The sequence below is a fragment of the Duganella margarita genome (genome assembly GCF_009857535.1).
In the GTDB taxonomy this organism is placed as follows: domain Bacteria; phylum Pseudomonadota; class Gammaproteobacteria; order Burkholderiales; family Burkholderiaceae_D; genus Rugamonas; species Rugamonas margarita.
In genome coordinates this window covers 168,281-191,110 of the sequence record NZ_WWCS01000011.1, presented here as the reverse complement: position 1 = coordinate 191,110, position 22,830 = coordinate 168,281, and the positions used below count along the sequence as shown (strand labels likewise).

Genomic DNA, 22,830 nt, shown 5'->3' with positions numbered 1-22,830 from the left:
TGAATTATTTGATCGCTACCGTCACATCCAGCAAGGAGCGCACAGCGGCAGCCTTGCTGGAGTCACACATTTTTTCGGTAATATTGATTTTCTTGTCGACGAAATTTAACAGCCAGCTCCGATGGCCTTTGACGTAATCGTTGCCATTATCCGCAGCATACTCGGCGGCGCGGTCTGCGCCAACCTGCGCCGTCAGCAGCACCTTTGCCGTATCGGAGGTAATGGTATTGCGGATAAATTTTTTGGCGTCCGACAGGCCCAGATGGTGGGTCAGGTAAATCAGCTTGGCCTTGTCCCCATCGGACAGCCCATCCAGCTTGAAGTCGTCATCTTTCAATCCCTTCAGGTTCTGCAAACCGTAGTCGACCGCGGTGTTGATGGCGTATTCGGCGACGTAGCGCAGGTCGAGCAATTTCTGCAGATTGGCGTCACTCGCCGTTGCGCGGCCGGTAATATACGGCTTGGACGACAAAATCCGCACCAGGGCGGTATCTTTGGTCTTGGTAACCAGTTTGCCATCCGCGCGTTTGAATGCCGGGGTCTCGACCTCGACTGGTTGCTTTTTCTTGATGACGGTCGACTTCTGCGTCGTTATCCAGCCTTCCTTCTTGGCCCGTTCATTCAAGAAGGTGCCGTCATTGAGCGCCATATCGACCCAGCTGGCGTCCAGGAACTGCGTCATCCCCCGCGCCGACGACTTGGACGAGGCAGATCGCGGATCCCATTCGCCGGTGTTTTCCGTCAGTTTTTTGGTTTTCGGCTTACCGTCCTTACCTAACACAGGCTTTTTAGTTTTCCTGTCGATCACCGGAATGTAGGTCACGTTGGTGATGGTTGCGGCTTCCGCGTTCATGATGGCCGCGATGGATTGCGGCGTAAAGCCGCTGCGCTTGCCCGCCGCAATAATCACGTCGCGGTATTTCGCATTCGGGCCGAGCCGGAGATTTTCCGTGTTGGGACATTCCAGCGCCACTTTTTGCACCGGGTTGCCGTTCTCGCTGCGCACCTCGGTCACGGTGCCGACCGGCTGTGGGGCGGGCTTGTCGGTTTTCGCGGTCTGCTTCGGCCCCTCATGCACTTTCATCTCGGCCGGCAGGGCGACTTTCGGGCTGGTGATGCGGGCATGGGTTGCCGGTTCCGCCAGCTTGACTTCAGATACCTTCTTCCAGTCGCCGGTGGGTTTTTTCACCTCGACTTTGACCACGTCGTCCCGCTTGGCCGTGATGACCGGCACCTTGCCGGAGGTGTCGGTCTTGTGCTTTTCCACTTCGCCTGCCACGCAGACCGATACTTCCATGCCTTCGATCGGCCTGTTGGCGGCGTCCAGAAACTGCAGCGACAGCAGGCTCGACAAGTCGATCTGCAGTGGCTCAAGCGGCGCCAGTTCCACCACTTTCGGCGGAATCTGCAGGACTTGGCCTTCCCGGATCATGTTCTGGTTTTGAATCTTGTTCAGTTTCGCCAGGTCGTGTTTGCTGACGCCGAATGCTGCCGCAATGCGCGTCAGCGTATCGCCTTTCCTGACGGTGTATTCTTCGTTCATTCTTCTGCTTCCCAATCCATCCATGCGTCGTCGTCCAGCATTTGTGGCTCTTCACCGGTGGTCAGGTCGGTGGCCCAGTCGCCGCTGCCGACCAGCACGGAATATTCCTGTGGCATTTTCTCGTCCCGCTGACGCGGGCTGCGGCCGTCTCCGGCTGTGACGCCGCTGAAGGCCAGCTTGCCGGTTTTCTTGACCACCGAGATGACGTCCACGTCGGCCGCCATGGCGCCGGTAAAGGCGGACACGGCCGCCCAGCGGATGCTGTACGGTTCCAGTTTCGGCGTGACCAACTGATGAGGCAGCTCAGTCAATCCGGCGTTGCCGCTGGCGCCGCCCTCAAACGTATGCTGCCCACCCTTGACGGTGAAATTGCCGGGGCAGGCAAAGGTAATGTCGCCGCCGTCCAGCGTGATCGACGACTGGCCCGATTGCAGCACAATCTTCTGATTGGCCTTGATCTCGATACTGTCGTTGACCGAGATAACCTTGACCGCCTTGTCCGCCAAAATCTCCAGCTGGTCGGTATGCGCCTGTAGCGACACCGGACCGTTGGCGGCAATCGCCTGGATGCCGCCGTTCTGGCTGAAGTAGCCGGCCGCATTGGCCGCCACTGACGACAGCGTGTACGCCGCTGTCATGTGCATATCGCCGATCGTTGTCCAGTGCAGCTGTTGGCCGGCGAACAGCACAGTCGAGGCAGGCGTGGCCCAGTTGATGCTGGCCGGCGCGTCCATCAGCACCAGCGGATCGGCGAATTTTTCCACCGGCTTGTCCGCGTCCAGGGTGCGCGCGCCGCTTTGCGCCTTGCTGGCTTCCTGGCCGTTGACTGCGCCGTCGTGCTTGCCTTTGTCCTTGGGATCGATGCGCGACAACAGTTCCTGCTGCGCCTTGGCGCCATCCGAACTGACCAATGCGGCCTGTTTGACGGCGGCGTCGCCCAGCACTTTGCCCAGTTCCTGCGCGGCCTGCAAAGATCGCACGGCTTCGGCTGCATCCATCTGGGTCGAGCTGACCCCGGCGCCCTGGGCGGCGCGCGCGCTGGTGGTCAGCAGCACGCCTTCGCCGCCGCGCACCACCGCCCAGGCGTCGGTGCGCAGCTCGAAGCCGGCGCCACGATATGATCCGCGCTGTGCCGAGGAGGGCGCTTGCGCGATCAGGTAGCCGAGGTTGAGCTGCGTGGCGGCGCTGCTGGTGGCCAGGCGTGTGCGTACCTGGCCGGGTGTGTCGTCCAGCTGCCACTGGTTGTAGCCGCCGCCGTCGAAGTTATGGCTGTGAATGCCGGACAGCGTGCCCGCATGGTTGGCGCCGGAATCGACGCCGGCCGCGTACGGCGGCGTGTCCGAGCCGGTGTACAGCTGCGCCACCACCAGCGGCCGGTCCATATCGTTGTCGATGAAGTCGACCAGCACTTCGGTGCCGATGCGCGGGGTAAATTGCGATCCCCAGTTGGGACCGGCGAGCGCTTCGGCTACGCGCACCCAGGTGCCGCTGCTGTCGTCGCCCGGCGCGCTGCCGCGTTCATCGGTGTCGTGGGCGATACCGCCCGGATTGGCGCCCTGGCCGCGCTGCCAGGCGAACTGGATGCGCACCTGGTGGTCGCGCGTGGTGCTCGCCACCGCATCGGCCACGCCGACCACGATGGCGGTCTGCGGTCCCAGCGCGGTAGCGGCCTGCGGTGCGGCGATGGCGCGCGGCACGATGGCCACCGCTTCGCGCACGCAACCAAAGGTATTGCGGTAGGTGCCCGCTTCCAGCAGCGAAGCGATCTGTTTTACCTGGGAAGGGAAGTTGTTGCGCGCCTCGTGGCGTACCCACAGCACGGCGAAGCGGTTGTCGCTGGCATAGCGCTCGTGCTGCGTCAGCGCAAAGGCGTGGCCAGGCGCCAGCTGGCGAACTGAACCCGCGCCTTCGAAGGTTTTGTTGTCCAGCTCCAGCGCTTGCAGCATCAGCTGGCTGTGCAAGTCGGCTTCGCTGCTGGCGATGCGTTCGCCGGCGCCGTCATACACAGCCAGTGCAGGCAGCGTGCCGGCGTCCAGTGACGATTGCTGTTCCGCGCCGGGCGCCAGCAATTGCGCCGGGTCCCAGCTGCTGATGCTGACCGCGTTCGGCTGCACCTGGCGGCGCCCGGCAAACTGGTCGATGGCATCGTCGCTGTCGGTGGCGCGCACGCCATGGAAGCGGATTTCAGCATTGCCCGGCATGTCAGGCGCGCCGGCCTTGCTGTCGAAGATCACCAGCTTGTGCCTGGCCTGGCCATCGGTGGATTCATCCGACGGCTGCTCGTGTTCGAAGCGCCAGCTCAGGCCTTCCGAGGCCAGCAGGCGCTGGAAGAATTCCAGGTCGCTCTCGCGGTATTGGGTGCAGATCGGGCGCGCCGCCAGGTTTTGCGTGACATCGAATTCAAAGCGAAGCTGCGGATAGTCGGCCAGCAATTCGGTGACGATGTCCTGCGCGTTCTTGTCCTGGAAGATGTAGCTGTCGCGCCGCAGCCGCAGCAGCGCCAGCGCCGGTTCCAGCAGCAGGCGGTAGCGCGCCGTGCCGCCGTCGGCGCCCAGCCACGCGGCTTCGGTGCAGATGCCGTGCCAGGCGCGGCGCGTGCCGTCGGCTTGCAGCAGGGTGACGGTCAGTTCCTCGCCGATGAACAGGTTCAGGTCGAGGTCGGTCGAGGTGCTGAGCGCGTCCACTTCAAACGCGTACAGTTCGTTGACGCCTTCGCGTCCGGCAAAGCGCTCGGCCATCAGCGATTCCGGCAGCGCCGAGTCCTGCGCGCTGGCCAGTGTAATCAGGCGCGCGAACTGGCTCAGGCCGGTGCCGAACAGGCCAAGTGCCGAGGGAATCAGCGATGCGATATCCATTTACGGCAGCGTGATGGTCAGGTTGGCCTGGCGCGGCGCCAGTTTGACGATGTCGTTATAGGCCGCCACCTGCTGCTCGGTGCCGCGGTTGAGCGAGGTGCGCAGGCCGATGTAGCCCAGCACACAGATCAGGCCGAATACCGAGCACAGCACCCACAGCGGCAGGTCGCTGCGCAGCTTGTGCACGATCTGGTCCGGGCGCTCCGCATGCGGCGCAAAGCCGCCGCGCTTGCCCTTCATGTGGGCGATTTCATCGCCCAGGCGCGCGGTCAGGTAGTTCAGTTTTTCCGAGCCTTCGAGGATGTAGCGGCCCTGGAAGCCCAGCAGCAGGCACATATGGAACACTTCCAGCGCCTGCAAGTGCGCGCTGCCGCGGGCGCGCAGCGATTCCAGCCGGTGGAAGAAGTTTTCGCCGGCCAGCTGTTCGCCGAACAGCACCAGTTGCAGCGGGCGGCGCTCCCAGGCGTCGCGGATGGCGAACGGCGAGCGCAGGATGATTTCATCGACCGCCGCGCAGAAGGCGTACTTGGCGGCGTCGATATCGTCCGGCGAGGCGTTGTGCTTGCGGGCGGCACGGCCGAAGTCGTCCAGGAACTGCGTCATCTTGTTGGCGAATTCGGCGTTTTCCTGCGGGCCGCTGCCGTTCTTCAGCATGAACAGCGCGTAGAAGCCGTCATACATCAGGTCGAGCAGGGTTTGCGGCGCGTTGCTGGCGGCTGGCGCCGGGGCGGCGCCCATCAGGGAAGGTGCGGTTACGGTATTCATGGTTCCTCGGTTCAGGAAGTGACGGCGACCAGTTCCAGCTTCAGGTCGTGCATGCCGCCAGGGACATAGATGGAGATCGATTGGGCCTGCAGCATGCGCTCATACATCTGGCCTTTCGGCTCGATGGAGAAGTACATGGCGTCCGGCCGCACCGGCACCGCGGCCGGCACCTGCGGCGCGTGTTGCAGGCGCACGCCCGGCATCGCCGACAGCACGAATTTGTCGACGTCGTCCGGCGCGCCGACCTTGAAGCGCAGCGGTACCACCTCCACCAGTTCGGCAGCAGGCATGGCGGCCGAGACCGCGATGTAGAAGGTGGTCTTGTCGTCGATCTTGCCGGAGTCCAGCATGCCGTGGTGGTAGGACGGCTTGACTTCGCGCAGCGCAATGGCGAAGTAGCGCGACGAAATCACCGTGTCCAGCAGCTCGCGGATGATCTGGTGCAGCGTGGCAAAGCCAGGGCCCGGATCGTTGTGCACGTACGGCGGCAGGTCGGCCAGCGTCCAGCTCTTGGAGAAGGTCATCAGCGCGCCGGCCAGGCTCAGCAGTTGTTCGTACAACCGTTCCGGATGTAGCGCCGGATGCTGGAAGTAGTGCGTCAGCGAGGCAAAGGCGGAACTGGCCGTATGCAGCAGCCAGAACGACGACATATCGCCCGAACGGAATTCGATCACGTGCTTGCTCGGTTCGCGGTGGTGGCCGTACAGCGCGCTGACCTTGGCTTGCAGCGCGTCCAGCAGGCGGCGCAGTTGCAGGAACAGCAGCGGCGCGCTGCGCACGGACAGGCTCGGCGCGACGAACGACGCATCCAGCTCGAAGCCGCCGGTGGCGGCACGGCGCAGGCGCAGCAGAGGGAAGTGGGTGTAGGAATCGCGCGGTTCGAATTCCGGCACCAGCCGCAGCGTTTTCTTCAGGTAGCTCAACTGGGCCGAGGCGGCGTGAGTGTACAGGTCAGGCGTGTCCTGATTGTTTTGCAGGTAGCGCACGGCGTTGTTGCTGCCGCTATTGCCATCGCTGAAATTGCCGCCGAACGCTTTGAAGGCGGGCAGGGCGGCGTAGTAGGTGATGGTCTGCTGCGACTGCGGCAACTGGCTCAGATCGACCGGGTCGGGCAGGTCATCGGCTCCGGGGGCGTCATAAAACTCGCCGTCCTGGAAGCGCAGCGACAGCTCCAGCAGGCGCAGGCCGTTGTTGGCCAGCGCGTCGCGGTCGATCTGAATCTGATTGACGCCCCAGGCGTACGGGTGCAGCGCCTGCACGCTTTGATGCAGCCGCTGCTCGTGGTAGCGGTCCTGCTGTTGAAAGTGTTGCGGCCGTAAGAACAGGCCTTCGCCCCAGAGTATTTTGCTGCTCATACCGTTATCCGTTTTGAAAGTATCAGAACAGTAACATTTCTTTTGAAAAAGGGTCGCACGGCTGGGTTTCAACCGTGCGCGCACGGTTGAGTTCAATTGAACGTCGTCAACAATAGATTTCTGATAACGTGGCGCCGAGTTGCAGAATTGTTTTTTAAATATTGGTTTATTTATATTGAATCTGAGGTAAGCATGACAACCGTACTCTCCTTTGGCCGCGCCTCGCAACTGGCCGCCGCCCTCGTTTCCGTCGTGGCGCTGAGCGCTTGTAACACCGCCCCTGTGGCGCCGCCAGTGGCGGCCAAGCCCAGTCTCCAATCCATGCTGGCGCAGGCCGGCACCGCGTCCAGCACCGGCCAGAAGGAACAGGCCGTCAAGCTGTGGAAGCAGGCGGCGGAAGTGTATCCCGCCGACAAGTCGCCATGGTTGAGCATCGCCCAGACCCGCTATGAAGCCGGACAGTACGGTGACGCCATCATCAACGCCCAGGAAGTGCTGGTGCGTGACCCCAACGACACGCTGGCCAACAGCATCATCGCCATCAGCGGCCTGCGGTTGTCGACCCGTTCGCTGGCCGACCTGAGCCGTCAGAACAACCTGTCGGGCTCGATCCGCACCGAGTCGCAGGATCTGGCCAAACTGCTGCGCGAAAGTCTGGGCGAAACCGTGCTGGTGCCGCCGGCCGCCACGGTGCAGCCGCCACCGCCGCCGGCGCGCGGCAAGGTCACCGCCAAGAAAGGCGGCAAGGCCAAGCAGGAAGACAGCAGCGCCAATCCATTTGACGCCTTGAAATAACCGAAGAAGGGAACAAGCCATGTCCAAGAGCACCAGCGTGCAGAAAAAACTGCAAAAAATCCGCCCTCCACGGGTGCAAATGACCTATGACGTTGAAATTGGCGACGCCATCGAGAACAAGGAACTGCCGTTCGTGATGGGTGTCGTGGGCGATTTCGGCGGCAATTCGGAAGTCGAGCAGAAGCGTTTGAAAGAACGCAAATTCGTCAACGTCGACCGCGACAATTTTGACGAAGTGCTGAAGGGCGTTGAGCCGCGCGCCAACTTCCGCGTCAAGAACGAACTGGGTGAAGACGGCGGCGAGTTCGCGGTCGACCTCAAATTCAAGTCGATGGAGGACTTCCGTCCGGAGTCGGTGGTGCAGCAGGTCGATCCGCTGCGCAAGCTGCTGGAAGCCCGCACCAAGCTGGCCGACCTGCGCAACAAGCTGGCCGGCAACGACAAGCTGGAAGACATCCTCAACGACGTCCTGCACAGCACTGAAAAACTGGCCGAAATCAGCCAGCAAAACGCCGACAAGAAGGAGGGCTGATCATGTCCGCACAACTGACTCCCGGCGGCGCGCCGGCTGCTACCGAAGTAGCGCTGCTGGACCAGATCGTCGAGCAAAGCAAGGTCGCCAAATCCAGCGTGGAACATGCACGCGCCAAGGACCTGATCGCGGAACTGGTCAGCCAGGTGATGGAAGGCACGGTGGTCGTCTCCGATAACCTGGCCGCCACCATCGACGCCCGCGTGGCGGAGCTGGATCGCCTGATTTCGGCGCAGCTGTCGGCCGTGATGCATGCGCCGGAATTCCAGAAGCTGGAAAGCAGCTGGACCGGCCTGCACTACCTGGTGAAGAACAGCAGCACCGGCCAGAATCTGAAGATCAAGATGCTCAACGCCACCAAGAAAGAACTGGTGAAGGACTTCCAGTCGGCGCTGGAATTTGATCAGAGCACCATGTTCCGCAAGGTCTACGAAGAAGAATTCGGCACCTTCGGCGGCGCCCCGTTCGGCGCGCTGATCGGCGATTACGAAATCACCCGCCAGCCGGAAGACATGTACTTCATCGAGCAGATGTCGCACGTGGCTGCGGCCGCGCACGCGCCGTTCATCTCGGCCGCGTCGCCGGAGCTGTTTGGCCTTGAGACCTACAGTGAGCTGGGCAAACCGCGCGACCTGTCGAAAGTGTTCGACACCGTCGAATACGCGAAGTGGAAGTCGTTCCGTGAATCGGAAGACTCGCGCTACGTCGGCCTGACGCTGCCGCGCTTCCTCGGCCGCCTGCCGTTCAACCCGGCCGATGGCGCCACCGTGGAAGGCTTCAACTTCGTCGAAGACGTGGACGGCACCGACCACCACAAATACCTGTGGTGTAACGCCGCCTATGCGTTCGGCACCAAGCTGACCGCAGCCTTCGAGGACTACGGCTGGTGCGCGGCGATCCGCGGCGTGGAAGGCGGCGGCCTGGTGGAAGACCTGCCTACCCATACCTTCAAGACCGACGAAGGCGAAGTGGCGCTCAAGTGCCCGACCGAAATCGCCATCACCGACCGCCGCGAGAAAGAGCTGAGCGACCTCGGTTTCATCTCGCTGGTCCACTGCAAGAACACCGACTACGCCGCCTTCTTCGGCGCGCAGTCGACCCAGAAAGCCAAGAAGTACAACACCGACGCCGCCAACGCCAATGCGGTGCTGTCGGCGCAGCTGCAGTACATCTTCGCCGTCTCGCGCATTGCCCACTACATGAAGGCCATGATGCGCGACAAGATCGGCAGCTTCGCCGCCGCTTCCAATGTCGAGGACTTCCTGAACCGCTGGCTGACGCAGTACGTGCTGTTGGACGACAACGCCAGCCAGGAACAGAAAGCGCAGTTCCCGCTGCGTGAAGCGTCGGTGCAGGTGTCGGAAGTGCCGGGCCGTCCGGGCGTCTATCGCGCGGTGTCGTTCCTGCGTCCGCACTTCCAGCTCGATGAGCTGTCGGTTTCACTCCGTCTGGTCGCGGAGCTCCCCGCTTCGACCAAATCCTAAGTAGTCGCACTAACTTTTTTTAAACCTGAAAGGAATACCATGGCAATCGACGTCTACCTGCAAATCGACGGTATCAAAGGCGAATCGGCAGACACCACCCACAAAGACTGGATTGAAGTCAAATCGGTCAACTGGGAAGTGCTGCAACCGAAATCGGCCACCGCATCGACTGGTGGTGGTCACACCGCCGAACGTACCGAGCACAAAGACATTGTGGTGAGCAAGCTGGCCGACCTGGCCACGCCGCTGCTGCTGCAAAACTGCTCGTCGGGCAAAACCCTGCCAAAAGCAAAGCTGGAATTCCTGCGCGCTGACGGCAATGGCGACCGCGTGAAGTACTTCGAAATCGAACTGGAAAACGTGCTGATCTCCAGCGTGGCGCCAGCTGTCGAACCAGGCAACATCCTGACCGAAGACGTCTCGCTGAAATATTCGAAAGTGAAGTGGAAATACACCCAGCAAAAAGTGGGTGGCGGTTCGGGTGGTAACACCTCGGGCGGTTGGGACCTGTCGGCCAACAAGACGGCTTAAGTTGTCATGAAGGGATTTACTCCGGGTTTGTTCGACCGTCTGATGGACGTGCCGGTACACGGCTCGTCCAGCGGCACGGTGTCGCGCTTGTCGATCGAGGACTTGAAGGACTCGGTCGCGCGCGATCTGGAAGCGCTGCTCAACACGCGCACCGTCATCCCGGAGGAACTCCTGAAACGGTTTCCGGAATGCGGCCGGTCGATTGCGACTTATGGCCTGAATGATTTCGCCGGCCTGTCGCTGTCGAGCACAGATGATCGTGCTTTCATCTGCCGCAGTCTGGAACGGGCCATCGCCCGTCACGAGCCGCGCCTGCGCAACGTGCAGGCGTCGCTGGAGTTGCGGGCCGATTCGGTCAACCGTTTGAACTTTGCGATTACCGCGCTGTTGGTGGTCAACAGCGCACATGAACCTGTCAATTTTGACGCAGTCCTGCAGCCCTCAAGCCTGCATTACACCATCAGCAAGGCGCGCCGCGTGAGCCCGACGCCGCTGGGAGCCTGAGATCTTGGAACAATTACTGCCGTATTACGAAAGGGAGCTGGGATTCCTGCGCCGCTATTCGCGCGAATTCTCCGAACGCTACCCGAAAATCGCCGGTCGCCTGTTGATCGGCGGCGAGGTGTGCGAAGACCCGCACATCGAGCGCATGATCGAATCCTTCGCGCTGCTCAATTCGCGCATCGCCAAGCGTCTCGACGACGACTACCCCGAATTTACCGAAGCGCTGTTTGAAGTGCTGTATCCGCACTACCTGCGGCCTTTCCCATCGTGCTCGATCGCGCGCATGGACTTCAGCGGCGCCGCCGCCCAGCTGACCACCGCCAGCGACATCCCGCGCGGCACCCAGCTGACCACGCGTCCGGTGCGCGGCGCCACCTGCACCTTCCGCACCGCCTATCCGGTGACGGTGGCGCCGCTGGCGCTGAGCGCGGCCAGCTTCGCTCCAATCATCGCCGCGCCGGAAGCCGTGCGGCCGCCGGCGCAGGCCACATCGAGCATCAGCCTGACCCTGTCGTGCACGGCGGAGCAGGTGACGCTGGCGCAACTGGGCCTGGGCCAGCTGCGCGTGTTCATCGACGGCGAACCGTCGTTCTGCGCCGCGCTGCGCGATGCGCTGTTCACCCGCGCCGTCGCCGCCTATGTGGAAGCGGACGACAACGGCCGCTGGACACCGCTGCACAAGGTGCCGGTGTCGCCGGCCGGCTTTGCGGAAGAAGAAGCGCTGATCGATTTTTCGGCGCGCTCGCACACCGCCTACCGGCTGCTGACCGAGTATTTCTGCTTCCCTGAAAAATTCAATTTCTTCGACATCGACCTGCATGCGATCAGCGGCGTGGTGCCGGCCGGCTGCAAGACGGTGACGCTGCATCTGGCGCTGTCCGGCATGCGCACCGACTCCAACCTGGCGCGCATGCTGGCCACGCTGTCGACCAACAACGTGCTGCTGGGCTGCACGCCGGTGGTCAACCTGTTCCGCCAGCGCGGTGAGCCGATACGCCTGACGCACGCCACCGCCAGTTATCCGGTGCTGGCCGACGCCCGCCGCGCCTTCGCCTACGAGGTGCAGGCGATTGAATCGGTCAAGCTGGTGCGGCAAACGCCGCAGGGCGAATCGGTGCAGGAATTCCGTCCGTTCTATTCGCTGCGCCACGGCCAGACGCCGGAAAAGAATGGCCACTACTGGGTGGCGCGCCGCAATGAAGACCTGGCCGAGAAAAGCCCCGGCTACGAAACGCAGATTTCCATCGTCGACATCGACTTCGATCCGGCCGAGGTGGAAACCGACACCCTGAGCCTGGAACTGAGCTGCACCAACCGCGACCTGCCGTCACTACTTAGCTACGGCATGCGCGGCGGCGACTTGTTCCTGGAAGGCGGATCGAGCGTGCGCGCCATCAGCTTCCTGCGCAAGCCAACGCCGTCGTACCGCTTCGCCCGTGGCCGTGGCGCGCACTGGCGTTTGATTTCGCACCTGTCGCTGAACCACCTGTCGCTGGCCGGCGGCGGTCTCGATGCCTTCCGCGAGATGCTCACGCTGTACGACTTGCCACGTTCGCCGTCGTCGCAGCGGCAGATCGGCGGCATCGTCGCCGTGTCGCACAAGGCGGCCAATACCTGGCTGCCGGGGAACCCGTTTGCCTGCCTGGTGCGCGGCATCGAAGTCACTTTGACGGTGGATGAAGAAGCCTTCGTCGGTAGCGGTGTGCACGCGTTTGCGCAGATCGTCGAACGCTTCCTCGGCCTGTACGTACACGCCAATAGCTTCACGCAGCTGGTGATCAAGTCGAACAAAAATGGAGAGGAACTGCTGCGATGCTTGCCACGAAGCGGCGATTTGAGCCTGCTGTAATCGAGCGGCTGTTCGCGCAGCCATACCGTTTCGAATACTTCCAGGCGGTGCGCATGCTGGAGCTGTGGCTCAAGAAGCATGGCGCGCCGCAGGATGGCGCAGTGGCCAATTTCCTGCGCTTCCAGAATTCGACCTCGCTCGCTTTCCCTGCCAGCCAGCTGGAATCGCTGCAGCCGGAGCCGCGCGACATGGCGACCGACGCCCGCAGCCTGGGCGAAGCGCTGAAAAGTGCGCAGCTACGCTACATCCGCATCACGCCCGCGTTCATGGGCTTTCTGGGCAATAGCGGCACGCTGCCGGCGCATTACACCGAGCGCATCGCCGCCCATGCGCTGTACCAGAAGGATGAGGGGCCGCGCGCGTTTCTGGATACGTTTTCCAACCGCGCGCTGGCGCTGTTCTATGAAGCGTGGCGCAAGTACCGGCTGGAGCTGAAGTACCAGATTCATGGCAAGGATGAATTCCTGCCGCTGCTGCTGTCGCTGGCCGGCATGCATAGTCCGTCATTGCGGCGTCGCCTGTCGGATGGCGGCGATGGCGTGCTGGATGAATCGATGGCGTATTTTTCCACCGCCATCCGCCAGCGTCCTGCATCTGCGGTGCAGATCGCACGTGTGCTGTCGGAGTATTTTTGCCAGTCGATACGCATCGAGCAGTTTATCGGCGCATGGTACGACGTGCCGGCCGGCCAGCAGACCATGCTGGGCATGACCAACGCCGTTCTGGGGGGCGGCGCGATGGCGGGGGCGCGCGTGTGGCAGCGCGACCTGCGCATGCGGCTGGTGGTGGGGCCGCTGGACCTGGAAGGCTACGAATCCTTTCTGCCCGGCGGTAAAGCGGCGCGCGCGCTGGAGAGCATGGTCACCATGTTCACCGGCCTGGCGCTGGAATATGAAGTGCAGCTGGTGCTGCGCGCCGAAGATGTTCAAGGCGCGCGACTGGACGATGAACGCAGCGGCGGGCGCCTGGGCTGGGACAGTTTCCTGGTCACAGAGGCGCAGCAGCACGACCGCAGCGATGTCCGCTACGAGATACACACATCATAAAAAGGACAACAAAATGAGCATCAACCTGAAAACGCTGATCAGCAAATTGAATGACACCAGCCGCGCCGCCGCCACGCGCGCGGCCAGCCTGTGCGTGTCGCTCGGCCAGTATGAAGTGGACGTCGAACACCTGTTCCTGGCCTTGCTGGAGCAGCCCAAGAGCGACCTGGCGCTGATTGCGCGCCAGAGCGACATCAGCATCACCCAGCTGGAGGCGGACCTGCGCGCGGAAGTGGGCCGCTTCAAGAACGGCAATACGCGCACGCCGGTGTTTTCCGCGCGCCTGCCTAAACTGTTTGAGAACGCGTGGCTGATCGCGTCGCTGGATTTGCAGGACGATGCGCACGCGCAGATCCGCAGCGGTCATCTGCTGCAGGCGCTGTTGACCGACACCGAACTGTCGCAACTGGCGGCGCGCAGCTCGAAGCTGTTCGCCCGCTTCGACCTGGAACAGATCAAGCACAATCTGGACAAGATCACTGCCGGCTCGGAAGAGACGCCGGTGGCGCGTCCGGCTGCCGCAACGGATGAAGGGGGCGACCCGGTCGGCGACCTGCAAGCCCGCGCGGCCAGCAAGACGCCGGCGCTGGACCAGTTCACCACCAACCTTACGCAGCGCGCGCGCGATGGCAAGGTCGATCCGGTGATCGGCCGCGATCTGGAAATCCGCCAGGCCATCGATATCCTGATGCGCCGCCGCCAGAATAATCCTATCCTGACCGGCGAGGCCGGCGTCGGCAAGACCGCCGTGGTGGAAGGGCTGGCGCTGCGCATCGCGCAGAACGACGTGCCAGATGTGCTGAAAGGCGTGGAGATTCACACGCTGGATATGGGCCTGCTGCAAGCTGGCGCCAGCGTCAAGGGCGAGTTTGAAAATCGCCTGAAGAATGTCATCGACGAGGTGAAGAAAAGCCCGCACGCCATCATCCTGTTTATCGACGAGGCGCACACCATGATCGGCGCCGGCGGCACGGCCGGCCAGAACGATGCCGCCAACCTGCTGAAGCCAGCCCTGGCACGCGGCGAGTTGCGCACCATCGCCGCCACCACCTGGGGCGAGTACAAGAAGTATTTTGAAAAGGATGCGGCACTGGCGCGGCGCTTCCAGGTGGTCAAGGTGGAAGAACCGAGCGAGGAACTGGCTTGCGCCATGTTGCGCGGGATGGCGCCGTTGATGGAGAAGCACTTCGGCGTGCGCGTGTACGACGAGGCGATCACCGAGGCGGTACGCTTGTCGCATCGCTATATCATGGGCCGCCAGCTGCCGGACAAGGCAATCAGTGTGCTGGATACCGCCTGCGCCAAGGTGGCACTGGGACAGAATGCCACGCCGGCGCTGATTGAAAACCTGGCGCGCAAGATTGAGCGTATCGATGCCGAGGCGACCGCGCTGGAACGCGAGCAGGGTGAAGGCGGCGCCGATGCGGCTGCGCGCCTGAAGGAATTGCGCGAATCGCGCGCGGCGGCGGACGAGCAGCACAAGTCCTTGTCCGAGCGCTGGGAAAAAGAAAAGGCGCTGACGGCCAAGATCATCGAGGCGCGCGCCGCATCTGCGGCGCCTGCGGCGACCGGCGATCAGGCTGCGACGGGCGAGGGCGGCCAGGCGCGCGACATCCAGGCCATGGTGGCCGAGCTGCGCGCGCTGCAAGGCGAAACGCCAATGGTGCCGGTGCAGGTGGACGGCCACGTGGTGGCGGAAATCGTCGCCGGCTGGACTGGCATCCCGCTTGGCAAAATGGTCAAGGACGAGATCAAGACCGTGCTGCGCCTGAAGGAAAATCTGGAGCAGCGCGTGCTGGGCCAGCCGCATGCCATCGAAGCGGTGGCGCAGCGCGTGCGCACTTCGCGCGCTAATCTGGATGACCCGAACAAACCGAAAGGCGTGTTCCTGTTCGTCGGCCCATCGGGCATCGGCAAGACCGAGACCGCGCTGGCGCTGGCCGATGCGCTGTATGGCGGCGAGCGCAAACTCATCACCATCAACATGAGCGAGTACCAGGAAGCGCATAGCGTCTCCGGGCTGAAAGGTTCGCCGCCGGGCTATGTCGGCTATGGAGAAGGCGGCGTGCTGACCGAAGCCGTGCGCCGCAATCCCTACAGCGTGGTGCTGCTGGATGAAGTGGAGAAGGCGCATCCGGACGTGATGGAGCTGTTCTTCCAGGTGTTCGACAAGGGTGTGATGGACGACGCGGAAGGCCGCGAGATCGACTTCCGCAACACCATCATCATCCTGACTTCCAACGTGGCGTCGGGCGCGATGATGCAGGCTTGCCTGAACAAGTCGCCGGAAGAGCTGCCGTCGGTAGAGGAATTGGAACAGCTGATTCGCCCTGCGCTGATGAAGCAGTTCAAGCCTGCGTTCCTGGGCCGTTTGAAGGTGATTCCGTTCTATCCGATTCCGGACGACGTGCTGGTCGATATCATCAAGCTCAAACTGGGCAAGATCGAACGCCGCATCGCCGCCAATCACAAGGCGGAGTTCAGCTACGATGAGGCGCTGGTGGAAGCAGTGCTGGCGCGTTGCACGGAAGTCGATTCCGGCGCGCGTAACGTGGACAATATCCTGAATGGCACGCTGCTGCCGGAGATTGCGGAATCGGTACTGGCCCGCATGGCGGAAGGCGCGGCGATCGCCAAGATCAAGGTCAGCGCCAACAAGCAGGGGCAGTTTAAATATACGGTGAAGTAAGCGCGTCATTCCCGCGAAAGCGGGAATCCATACTCAGCTTGGGTTCCCGCGTGCGCGGGAACGACGTTATTCTGCGCGCGGCACGCCGAGCAGTTCTTCGATATGGGCCAGCGAGGCTTCGTCTTTGACGACGGTGCGCAGCCAGGTGTGCAGGTCTTGCAGGGCCGCTTGTGCAGCTTTTTCGGCAAAGTAGGAGGCCGGGCTGTGGGGTTCGGTGCGGCGGAAGAATTCCGCCACAGCGCGCAGTTGCGCCACGGCCTGCGCGCGGTTGCCGATCACGCCCGGCCGGGTAGGCGCCACGTCCGCTGCCACCGCCCCAGTGGCTTCTTCCATCACTTCCTCCTCTTGCGCCGGCGACGCCAGCTCCGGCGCTTCTTCCGAGGCGCCGGCCGGTGCCGGCATCGCATGCAGCATCGCTTTCACTGCATCGCGCGCTGACGAGAATCCGGGGCTGTCGTTGCCAAGACGCGCATCGGCAACGCGTTCCAGCTGCTCCAGCGCCTCGATGCAAAACTGTGCATCCGCGCGGAACGCCGTGGCAAATCGTGCCGAATTATTGCGCTTGGCCGTTTCCATGTCCGCCAGCTTTGGCGCGCGGTTCTGCTGTTCCTCATTGCCACTGCCCGCACGCTTGCGTGCCGATTCAAAATCAACGGTCGAATAATCGCCGTTCTCGGTCAAGCCGATCTCGCGCACCAGTGCCGGAGTGCGGGACAAAATCCAGCTCAAATTGCCAGTACGCTGATCGTTATCGCCGTCTTCCGCCGACGGATACAGACCCTTGTCCCAATACTGGTCGCACAAGCCGGCCAGCAGCAGATAGCCTTCGCCCAAACCGCGCAGATGGTGCACGCGCGCGCCGGCTTCGGTCAGCCATACGGCCAGTCGCAGATCCTTGCTGGCGGTCTTTAGCAGATGCGCGCAGCGCTCCACCACGAAAGGCCAGTCGGCCTCCTTCAATTCAGTCACCCATTCGCCCTGATCGAGCGATGGGTCGTCAAACTTGCGCGCCTGCGCAATCGCGTCCAGTTCAGGTGAAAACGACAGATCGCCGCCGGCAGGCTGGCTATCGGAGATTGGTTCTAAAAGCTCTTGTGCGGAATACATGGTGTCCTCTTTACTGCGCCATACGGAATTCGATACGGCGGTTGCGCTGGCGGCCTTCGGCCGTGTCGTTGCTGGCGATCGGACGGTCCGGCCCCTGGCCGCTGGCCGTCAGCAGTTCGCCATTGATGCCATGGCTGGCCAGGTAGGCCTTGACCGCCTCTGCGCGCGCCTGGCTCAGTCCCTGGTTGGTAGCGCGCAGCCCGGCGCTGTCGGTGTGGCCGATGATATCGACCTTGCGCTTATCGAGCTTGCGCAGGGCTACTACCATCTCGTCCAGAATCGCCTTGCCGGCCGGCGTCAGCTCGGCCTTGCCGCTTTCGAATTCGATGATACGGTTGGCCAGCGCGCTATCCAGCACGCCCTGGTCGGCGGCCGATACGCGCAAGCCGTTATTGACGGTGTAGGTCGGATTCAGGTTGGTGGCGATATTGCTGGCGATGCGCTGGCGCACCGCCTCGTTGCCGACTTCCCCGCGCAGGCTGACGGTGCTGCCGTCGATCTTCAACTGGCCGCGGCTGATCTGCTTCAGGTCCGGCGTCAGCAACTTTTGCACATACTGGTTCCAGTTCGCCGGCGTGGCCACCTTGTCGATCGAGATCTGGTCGACCACCTTGTCGGCGCCATAGACTTCGCGCAGCTTGGCCAGCACGGCGGCCTTGCTGGCTTCATCTGGCAGGGTGCCGGCGGCCAGCACCTGGCCCGGTTGCACCACGTTGGCCTGCGCGAAAGTGGCGCCGGCGGCCAGCATCAGGCTTGTAAATAAAAGAGTACGCATGATTCTAGGTTCCGATAAACGCCGTGCTGACCGACTCCAGCGCGGACTTGAGTGACAGGGAGGGCTGCGACAGATAGGTGGACAGTTTCTTGACGGCGTAGTCGCTGTCAGCCTGTTCTTCCACCCAGTCCAGTTGTTCAAACGCGATCTGCTGTTCCTGCGCGGCCTGCGGGTCCATGATGCCGTGCAGTGTAGCCGGCGAGGCGCCGCTAAAGCCGACCAGCAGCACCGGCTGTTCGCGCTGGCGCGTGAGGAACAGCGCCAGTTCAAAGTCCGCGCGCGCCAGGAACGGCGTAATCAGGTGCAGCCAGAAGGCGGCGACGAGGTTGCGGTACATCGGATCTTGCGGCAGCGGCAGCAGCAGGGTTTTATCCAGCCGGCTGGAACTGCTGGCCATCACCGGTTGCAGCAGCATGCCGAGCGCCAGCAGCACCTGGCGCGATGAGCCACGGAAGCCGGCCTGCGATAGCAGCGTATCGAGGCCGCCGATGGTTTGCAGTTCCAGAAAGTCCTCGAACGTGGCCTGGTAGGCGGCACTGCGCAGATCGAGTTCGATCGCTTCGGCGGCCGCCATCTGCAGTGGCGTGGTGGGATCGCTGGCGGCGACCACGCCGCTGCTCAGCGTCGCCAGCCGGGTCCACAGGCGGTTGAACACCAGCGGCGCGGTTTGCACAAAGGTGGCCGGGTCGGCGACTTCCACGCTGCTGGTCATCAGGAACGGGAAACGGCGCGACGACTGGTCGCTGCTGGCGACGATATGGCCGGCAATCGCGTGACGGCGGCGCGGGCCGACGAAGGCGAAGTGCAGCGGCGCGACGGCGTCGTAGTTCAGCTTCCACCGCGCGTCGGTGCTCATCAAATCCATGGCCTGGGCGAGCCAGTCGTCGAGCACCTTGATCAGGGCCGGGCTGTCGCCGCCTTTGACGAAGTCGCCGCGTCCCGGCACCTTGCCGAAGTAGCCGATGTGGGCAATGGTGGCGCCGCGACTCATGGCTGGGCTCCTGCAGTGCGGATGACGGTGCCGGGCTGCGGCGCCGGCATGGTGGCTGGCACCGGTGCAGGTGCGCGGCCCGGTGCTGGCGCAGCCGGCGTACCAGGGGCGCCTGGCGTGACAGGCGCGCCCGGCGCCGCTGGCGTCACGGCACCGGCTGGAGCGCCTGGCTTGGCGGCAGCTGCGGCGGGTGCATCAGCGGTGGCCGACGTTGGCGCCGGCGCTGGCGCGGTCACGGTATCCGGCAGGCGCAGGCGCTTGAAGCCCGCCGTGGAAGGCGCGGCAGCTTGCGCCTGCACTGGTGCCGGCGTGCTTGCGCCGATCTTCAGGTTGGCGGTTACCGACACGCCGGAATTATCCCAGGTCAGTTCAAACGCGCCGTTGTCCTTGCGTTTGCGCTTGGCTGCATCGATCATTTTCTTCAGGCCGAAGTGACCCGGCTCGTTGAACACCACAATGCTGCGACCCTCCGGTGTGATGGCGGTAATCTTCGCACCGGGCACACCGGCCGGATTCGGCCACGTCATGTGCACCCAGGGCTGCGGCTGGCCGCGCCAGCGCAAGGCCTGGCCATCGATCTCGATGGTGAACTCGGTGGCGCTGACGGCGCCCAGCGCCTGCAGGTCGAAGTTGGTCTGGCCTTCGCCACCGCTGGATGCGGCCGCGTTGGCTACGCCGTTGGCGGCCAGCGGCGCTACCCACCCAGGGAAGCTGGCCACCACTGGCGGCGCCAGATTGATGCCCATATTGGCCCAGGTGCGGGCGCTGACCGTATCGCCACGGCGCACCACCAGCGGACCAAGCGTGGAGTCGAAGAACTTGGCGATCGCGCCTTCCGGACCAAACACCGCGCCGATTTCGGCATTGCTGGCTTCCGCCTTCGATTCGGTGGCGAACGGGTACTTGGTGGCCAGCGACTGGCGGAACGGCTGCAGCACCTGCGCCGCCCATACCTTGTTAATTTCCGTTTCGGTCGGCTGCACGATTACCGCAAAGGTCTGGATCAGCGGGCGTACCAGCAACGGACGGATGGCGGTCTTCTGCGCATCGGTCATCCCGGTCAGCATTTGCTCGTCCACGTACTTCAGCGCTTCCGCCAGTTCCGAGCCATTGCCGTCCAGCGTTTGCTGCATCAGCTGCTTGGCGCCAGGACCAGGATCGCCTTGATTCTTGATCTGGTTAAAGCGGCCGCGCAGCTTGGACAACTGCTCCATGTAGCCGCGCATCAGCGACGCGCCCTGGTCCTTGGCGACCACCAGGCGCGCCACGCCGGAGAACTCGCGGCCCACAGGGCCGAGCGGCAGGGCGGCATTTTGCACGCCGCCGCTACCGACGTTGATGTTGAGCTGCGACGGTTTCTGGCGCAGGATGGTTTCCTTGAACCAGCCGCTGACGCCACGCTGCGCGCGTTGCAGGCCGGCGTCGATCAGCGACGGATTGTCCCACGACGTTTGTTCGTAGACGCTGTTCATCAGCTTATTCAGCGGCGAATTTTGCGGGTCGCCCAGCCGGTTCATCGCACTGGCGGCCTGGTCGAAGTTGGCCAGGTCACGCACTGTCACGCCTTGCACAAACTTCTGCCACTCGCGCGCATAGTCGTTCTTGTACAGGTCCACCAGCGATTTCTGGATTTGTTCCGGGCTGCCTTCCAGCGTCAGGTCATCCTTGGACGAGGTTTTCAGCACCCAGTCGGCGCTTTGCAGTTCGCGGTTGGCGGCTTCGCGGAAGGCGTCCTGCACGAAGCCTTGCCATGCGGCGCGGGTAAAGCTGCCCGGCACGGCGTAGCTGCCCAGTACCAGTTCCTTGTCCTGATCGCCGACGATGGCGGCCACCGTCACCGCAGGGAAGCGCGTGGCGGCGCGGGCTTTGACGTCGGCGTACACCCGTTCACGCGCCGGCATGCCGCGCACCACGCGGCGCAGGTTGTCGCGGGTCTGGTCGACCAGCGCCAGGCGGGTATCGATCTGCGGCCACGAGGTGTCGTTGATCTGCGCCAGGTAGAAGGAGATCATGCGCTCTGCGCTGCGGATCATCTGCTCGCGCGACATGGTGCCGCGGTTGGTGTCCAGCCACACGCGCCAGAAGCGGGTCAGCTGGTCGTTCAGATGGCCGGCTTCGGCGCGCGATTTATCGCCCAGCATCAGGTAGGTCTTGAGCGCGTTGTACGCGTCTTCGGCGTCGGTTGGCGAGGCATCCTTGAACTGCTGCGCGCTGTTGTTGATGGCGGCTGCGGCTTCTGCCTGCGTGGCGTTCGCCGGCGCCGTGTTGCCGCCGGAGCCGCTGGCGGTCAGTGGACGCGCCATCGGCTGCAAATTCGCCGCGCCGCTATTGACTTCGGCGAGGAAGGCTTCCAGGGTCTGGCCGACTGGTTTGAGCATCACTTCGCGCACGCCGTTGAAGTATTCTTCGCGCAGCTTGCGGTCCAGCAGCGTGCCCTGGTAAAGGCCGAAGCTGAGCGACATTGGACGGCTCTCTTCATACTTGTCCAGCTGTTCGATGCGGTCTTGCAGGATCTCCAGCGCGGCAAAGCGCGATTGCAGGTCCATCGATTTTTCCTGCACCTTGATGGCCTGGTCCAGGTCCGCCTGCACATTGGCCACCAGCTGGCGGTTGTTCATGTAGGACCAGCTCCAGCCGGCCAGCGCCAGGCCAGCCAGCGCGGTGGCGGCGAAGAAGGCGACGTAGCGCATGCGGGTCTTGGCGGGGCTGGCGTATTGCGATACCAGATCCTTGTCGGCGAAGATCACCTTGCGGAACAGATTAAGCAGGAAGTAGCCCTGCTGCTGGTGGGCTGCTTCATGTTCGGCGGGCTTCAGTTGCAGGTCGAAGCGCTGCGCCACGCGTTGCGAAGAAGCGGAGACGGTTTCGCCTTCCTGCAGCGCGCTGGTGAAGTAGAAACCACGGAATACAGGTTTGAACTGGAACGGATTTTCCTCAAACAGCGTGGCGATAAACGTGCGCAGCGCCGGCTTGATCGAGCTGAATTCCAGCGGGAAGGTGAACACGCCCGGCGGCATGCGTTCGCGCCATTGCAGCGCCATGTTGGCTGCGCTCTGGTCTTTCAAGCCTTCGTACAATTCGTCGAAGCGGGCGTCGAACTGGTTCAGTACTTCCTCGCTGCCGGTGCTGCGGCTGTAGGGCAGGGTCGCGCCCCACACCTTGTCGCGCTCACCGCGTTCGGCGTCCTGGAAGAATTCGTTGAAGCCGGTGATCAGGTCAGCCTTGGTGAACAGCACGTAGACCGGCGCGTGCACTTCCAGCCGCTCGGTCAGTTCCTGCACGCGCTGGCGCAGGTTCTTGGCCAGGTTGATGGCGAATTCCGGACGGTTGCGGGTCAACTCGGCGACACTGACGGCGATGATGATGCCGTTGATCGGCGCCTTCTTGCGGTATTTTTTCAGCAGGTCGAGGAAGCCGAACCACTCGCCACGGTCTTCGTCCACGACCGAATAGCGGCCGGCCGTATCGAGCAGGATGCCGTCGGTGGTGAAGAACCAGTCGCAGTTACGGGTGCCGCCCACGCCTTGCACGATTTTGCTGTCGGCGAACGGGAACTGCAGGCCGGAGCTGGCGACCGCCGTGCTTTTGCCGGCGGCCGGATTACCGATGATCATATACCACGGCAGTTCGTACAGCGCGGCGTTGCCGGAGGTCTGGCCCAGCTTGGAGTTCTTGATGGTGCCGATGGCGTCAAGCATGCGGGTGCGCAGCGCTTCGGTTTCCTGGCGCTGGGCCGGATCGACCTTGACCGGCTTGGACGCCTGCTGTTCCAGCATGTCGCCCAACTTGCCGGCGGCGCGCTGCGTCTTTCGATAGCGCCAGTACCAGACGATGGCGCCGAAGGCCAGCGCGATCGCCAGCACGATCCACGGCACCGACGACGGCCATTGCAGTAGCGCGCCAGCAAGGAACAGCAGCGCCGCAAAGGCCAACCAGCCGATAACGATCAGCGTACGGCGTTGGGTCAGGAACAGCCAGAATTTTTGCATCATAATAGGGCTCGGTTACT

The 22,830-nt window shown here is 63.1% G+C and carries 16 protein-coding genes; 8 read left to right on the top strand and 8 right to left on the bottom strand.

The window, feature by feature from the left end; all coding sequences use genetic code 11:
- Positions 1 to 4: 4 nt before the first annotated feature.
- From GTP55_RS18100 to tssK, 4 genes are read right to left on the bottom strand one after another with little or no spacing between them, the layout of a single operon-like run.
- Positions 5 to 1,543, bottom strand: coding sequence for a LysM peptidoglycan-binding domain-containing protein (locus GTP55_RS18100; protein WP_161046242.1), 1,539 nt, complete (start codon positions 1,541 to 1,543; stop codon positions 5 to 7).
- Entirely contained in the window at positions 1,540 to 4,398 is a 2,859-nt protein-coding gene (locus GTP55_RS18095; RefSeq protein WP_229258025.1) for a type VI secretion system Vgr family protein, read from the bottom strand. The genes GTP55_RS18100 and GTP55_RS18095 overlap by 4 nt, the downstream gene beginning before the upstream one ends.
- Positions 4,399 to 5,163 (bottom strand): type IVB secretion system protein IcmH/DotU, encoded by a 765-nt coding sequence (icmH, locus tag GTP55_RS18090; protein ID WP_161046241.1) that lies wholly within the window; start codon positions 5,161 to 5,163, stop codon positions 4,399 to 4,401. It lies immediately after the preceding gene.
- Positions 5,164 to 5,174: 11 nt separating this feature from the next.
- Positions 5,175 to 6,518, bottom strand: a complete 1,344-nt coding sequence (tssK, locus tag GTP55_RS18085; protein WP_110849588.1) for a type VI secretion system baseplate subunit TssK — start codon at positions 6,516 to 6,518, stop codon at positions 5,175 to 5,177.
- A 192-nt stretch (positions 6,519 to 6,710) separates the two neighbouring features.
- On the opposite strand from tssK, the gene GTP55_RS18080 reads away from it, so the two are divergent.
- From GTP55_RS18080 to tssH, 8 genes are read left to right on the top strand one after another with little or no spacing between them, the layout of a single operon-like run.
- Entirely contained in the window at positions 6,711 to 7,313 is a 603-nt protein-coding gene (locus tag GTP55_RS18080; RefSeq protein ID WP_229258024.1) for a tetratricopeptide repeat protein, read from the top strand.
- Positions 7,314 to 7,332: 19 nt separating this feature from the next.
- Positions 7,333 to 7,845 carry a type VI secretion system contractile sheath small subunit gene (gene tssB / locus GTP55_RS18075; protein WP_110849590.1) on the top strand — a complete coding sequence of 171 codons (513 nt, stop codon included), beginning with the start codon at positions 7,333 to 7,335 and terminating at the stop codon, positions 7,843 to 7,845.
- 2 nt (positions 7,846 to 7,847) lie between these two features.
- Complete coding sequence (gene tssC / locus GTP55_RS18070; RefSeq protein ID WP_110849591.1) at positions 7,848 to 9,329, top strand: type VI secretion system contractile sheath large subunit; 1,482 nt, start codon at positions 7,848 to 7,850, stop codon at positions 9,327 to 9,329.
- A gap of 39 nt (positions 9,330 to 9,368) precedes the next feature.
- The gene (locus GTP55_RS18065) at positions 9,369 to 9,860 is read left to right on the top strand and encodes an Hcp family type VI secretion system effector (RefSeq protein ID WP_110849592.1); all 492 of its coding nucleotides are present in this window, start codon (positions 9,369 to 9,371) and stop codon (positions 9,858 to 9,860) included.
- 6 nt (positions 9,861 to 9,866) lie between these two features.
- On the top strand, positions 9,867 to 10,364 hold the full coding sequence (tssE, locus tag GTP55_RS18060) for a type VI secretion system baseplate subunit TssE (protein ID WP_110849593.1): 498 nt from the start codon (positions 9,867 to 9,869) through the stop codon (positions 10,362 to 10,364).
- 4 nt (positions 10,365 to 10,368) lie between these two features.
- Entirely contained in the window at positions 10,369 to 12,213 is a 1,845-nt protein-coding gene (gene tssF / locus GTP55_RS18055) for a type VI secretion system baseplate subunit TssF (RefSeq protein ID WP_161046240.1), read from the top strand.
- Complete coding sequence (tssG, locus tag GTP55_RS18050) at positions 12,177 to 13,259, top strand: type VI secretion system baseplate subunit TssG (protein WP_161046239.1); 1,083 nt, start codon at positions 12,177 to 12,179, stop codon at positions 13,257 to 13,259. Before tssF ends, tssG begins: the two co-directional genes overlap by 37 nt.
- A gap of 13 nt (positions 13,260 to 13,272) precedes the next feature.
- The gene (gene tssH / locus GTP55_RS18045; RefSeq protein WP_161046238.1) at positions 13,273 to 15,948 is read left to right on the top strand and encodes a type VI secretion system ATPase TssH; all 2,676 of its coding nucleotides are present in this window, start codon (positions 13,273 to 13,275) and stop codon (positions 15,946 to 15,948) included.
- Positions 15,949 to 16,014: 66 nt separating this feature from the next.
- Here tssH and tssA read toward each other — a convergent pair whose 3' ends face one another.
- Genes tssA through tssM form a run of 4 tightly spaced genes read right to left on the bottom strand, consistent with a single transcriptional unit; the run spans position 16,015 to position 22,810 of the window.
- Positions 16,015 to 17,055 carry a type VI secretion system protein TssA gene (gene tssA, locus GTP55_RS18040; protein ID WP_161046237.1) on the bottom strand — a complete coding sequence of 347 codons (1,041 nt, stop codon included), beginning with the start codon at positions 17,053 to 17,055 and terminating at the stop codon, positions 16,015 to 16,017.
- Positions 17,056 to 17,065: 10 nt separating this feature from the next.
- Positions 17,066 to 17,830: an OmpA family protein gene (locus GTP55_RS18035; RefSeq protein ID WP_110849598.1), complete on the bottom strand. Its 765-nt coding sequence runs from the start codon at positions 17,828 to 17,830 to the stop codon at positions 17,066 to 17,068.
- A 4-nt stretch (positions 17,831 to 17,834) separates the two neighbouring features.
- On the bottom strand, positions 17,835 to 18,821 hold the full coding sequence (gene tagF, locus GTP55_RS18030) for a type VI secretion system-associated protein TagF (protein ID WP_161046236.1): 987 nt from the start codon (positions 18,819 to 18,821) through the stop codon (positions 17,835 to 17,837).
- Positions 18,818 to 22,810 carry a type VI secretion system membrane subunit TssM gene (tssM, locus tag GTP55_RS18025; RefSeq protein WP_161046282.1) on the bottom strand — a complete coding sequence of 1,331 codons (3,993 nt, stop codon included), beginning with the start codon at positions 22,808 to 22,810 and terminating at the stop codon, positions 18,818 to 18,820. Before tssM ends, tagF begins: the two co-directional genes overlap by 4 nt.
- Between the last annotated feature and the right edge of the window lie 20 nt (positions 22,811 to 22,830).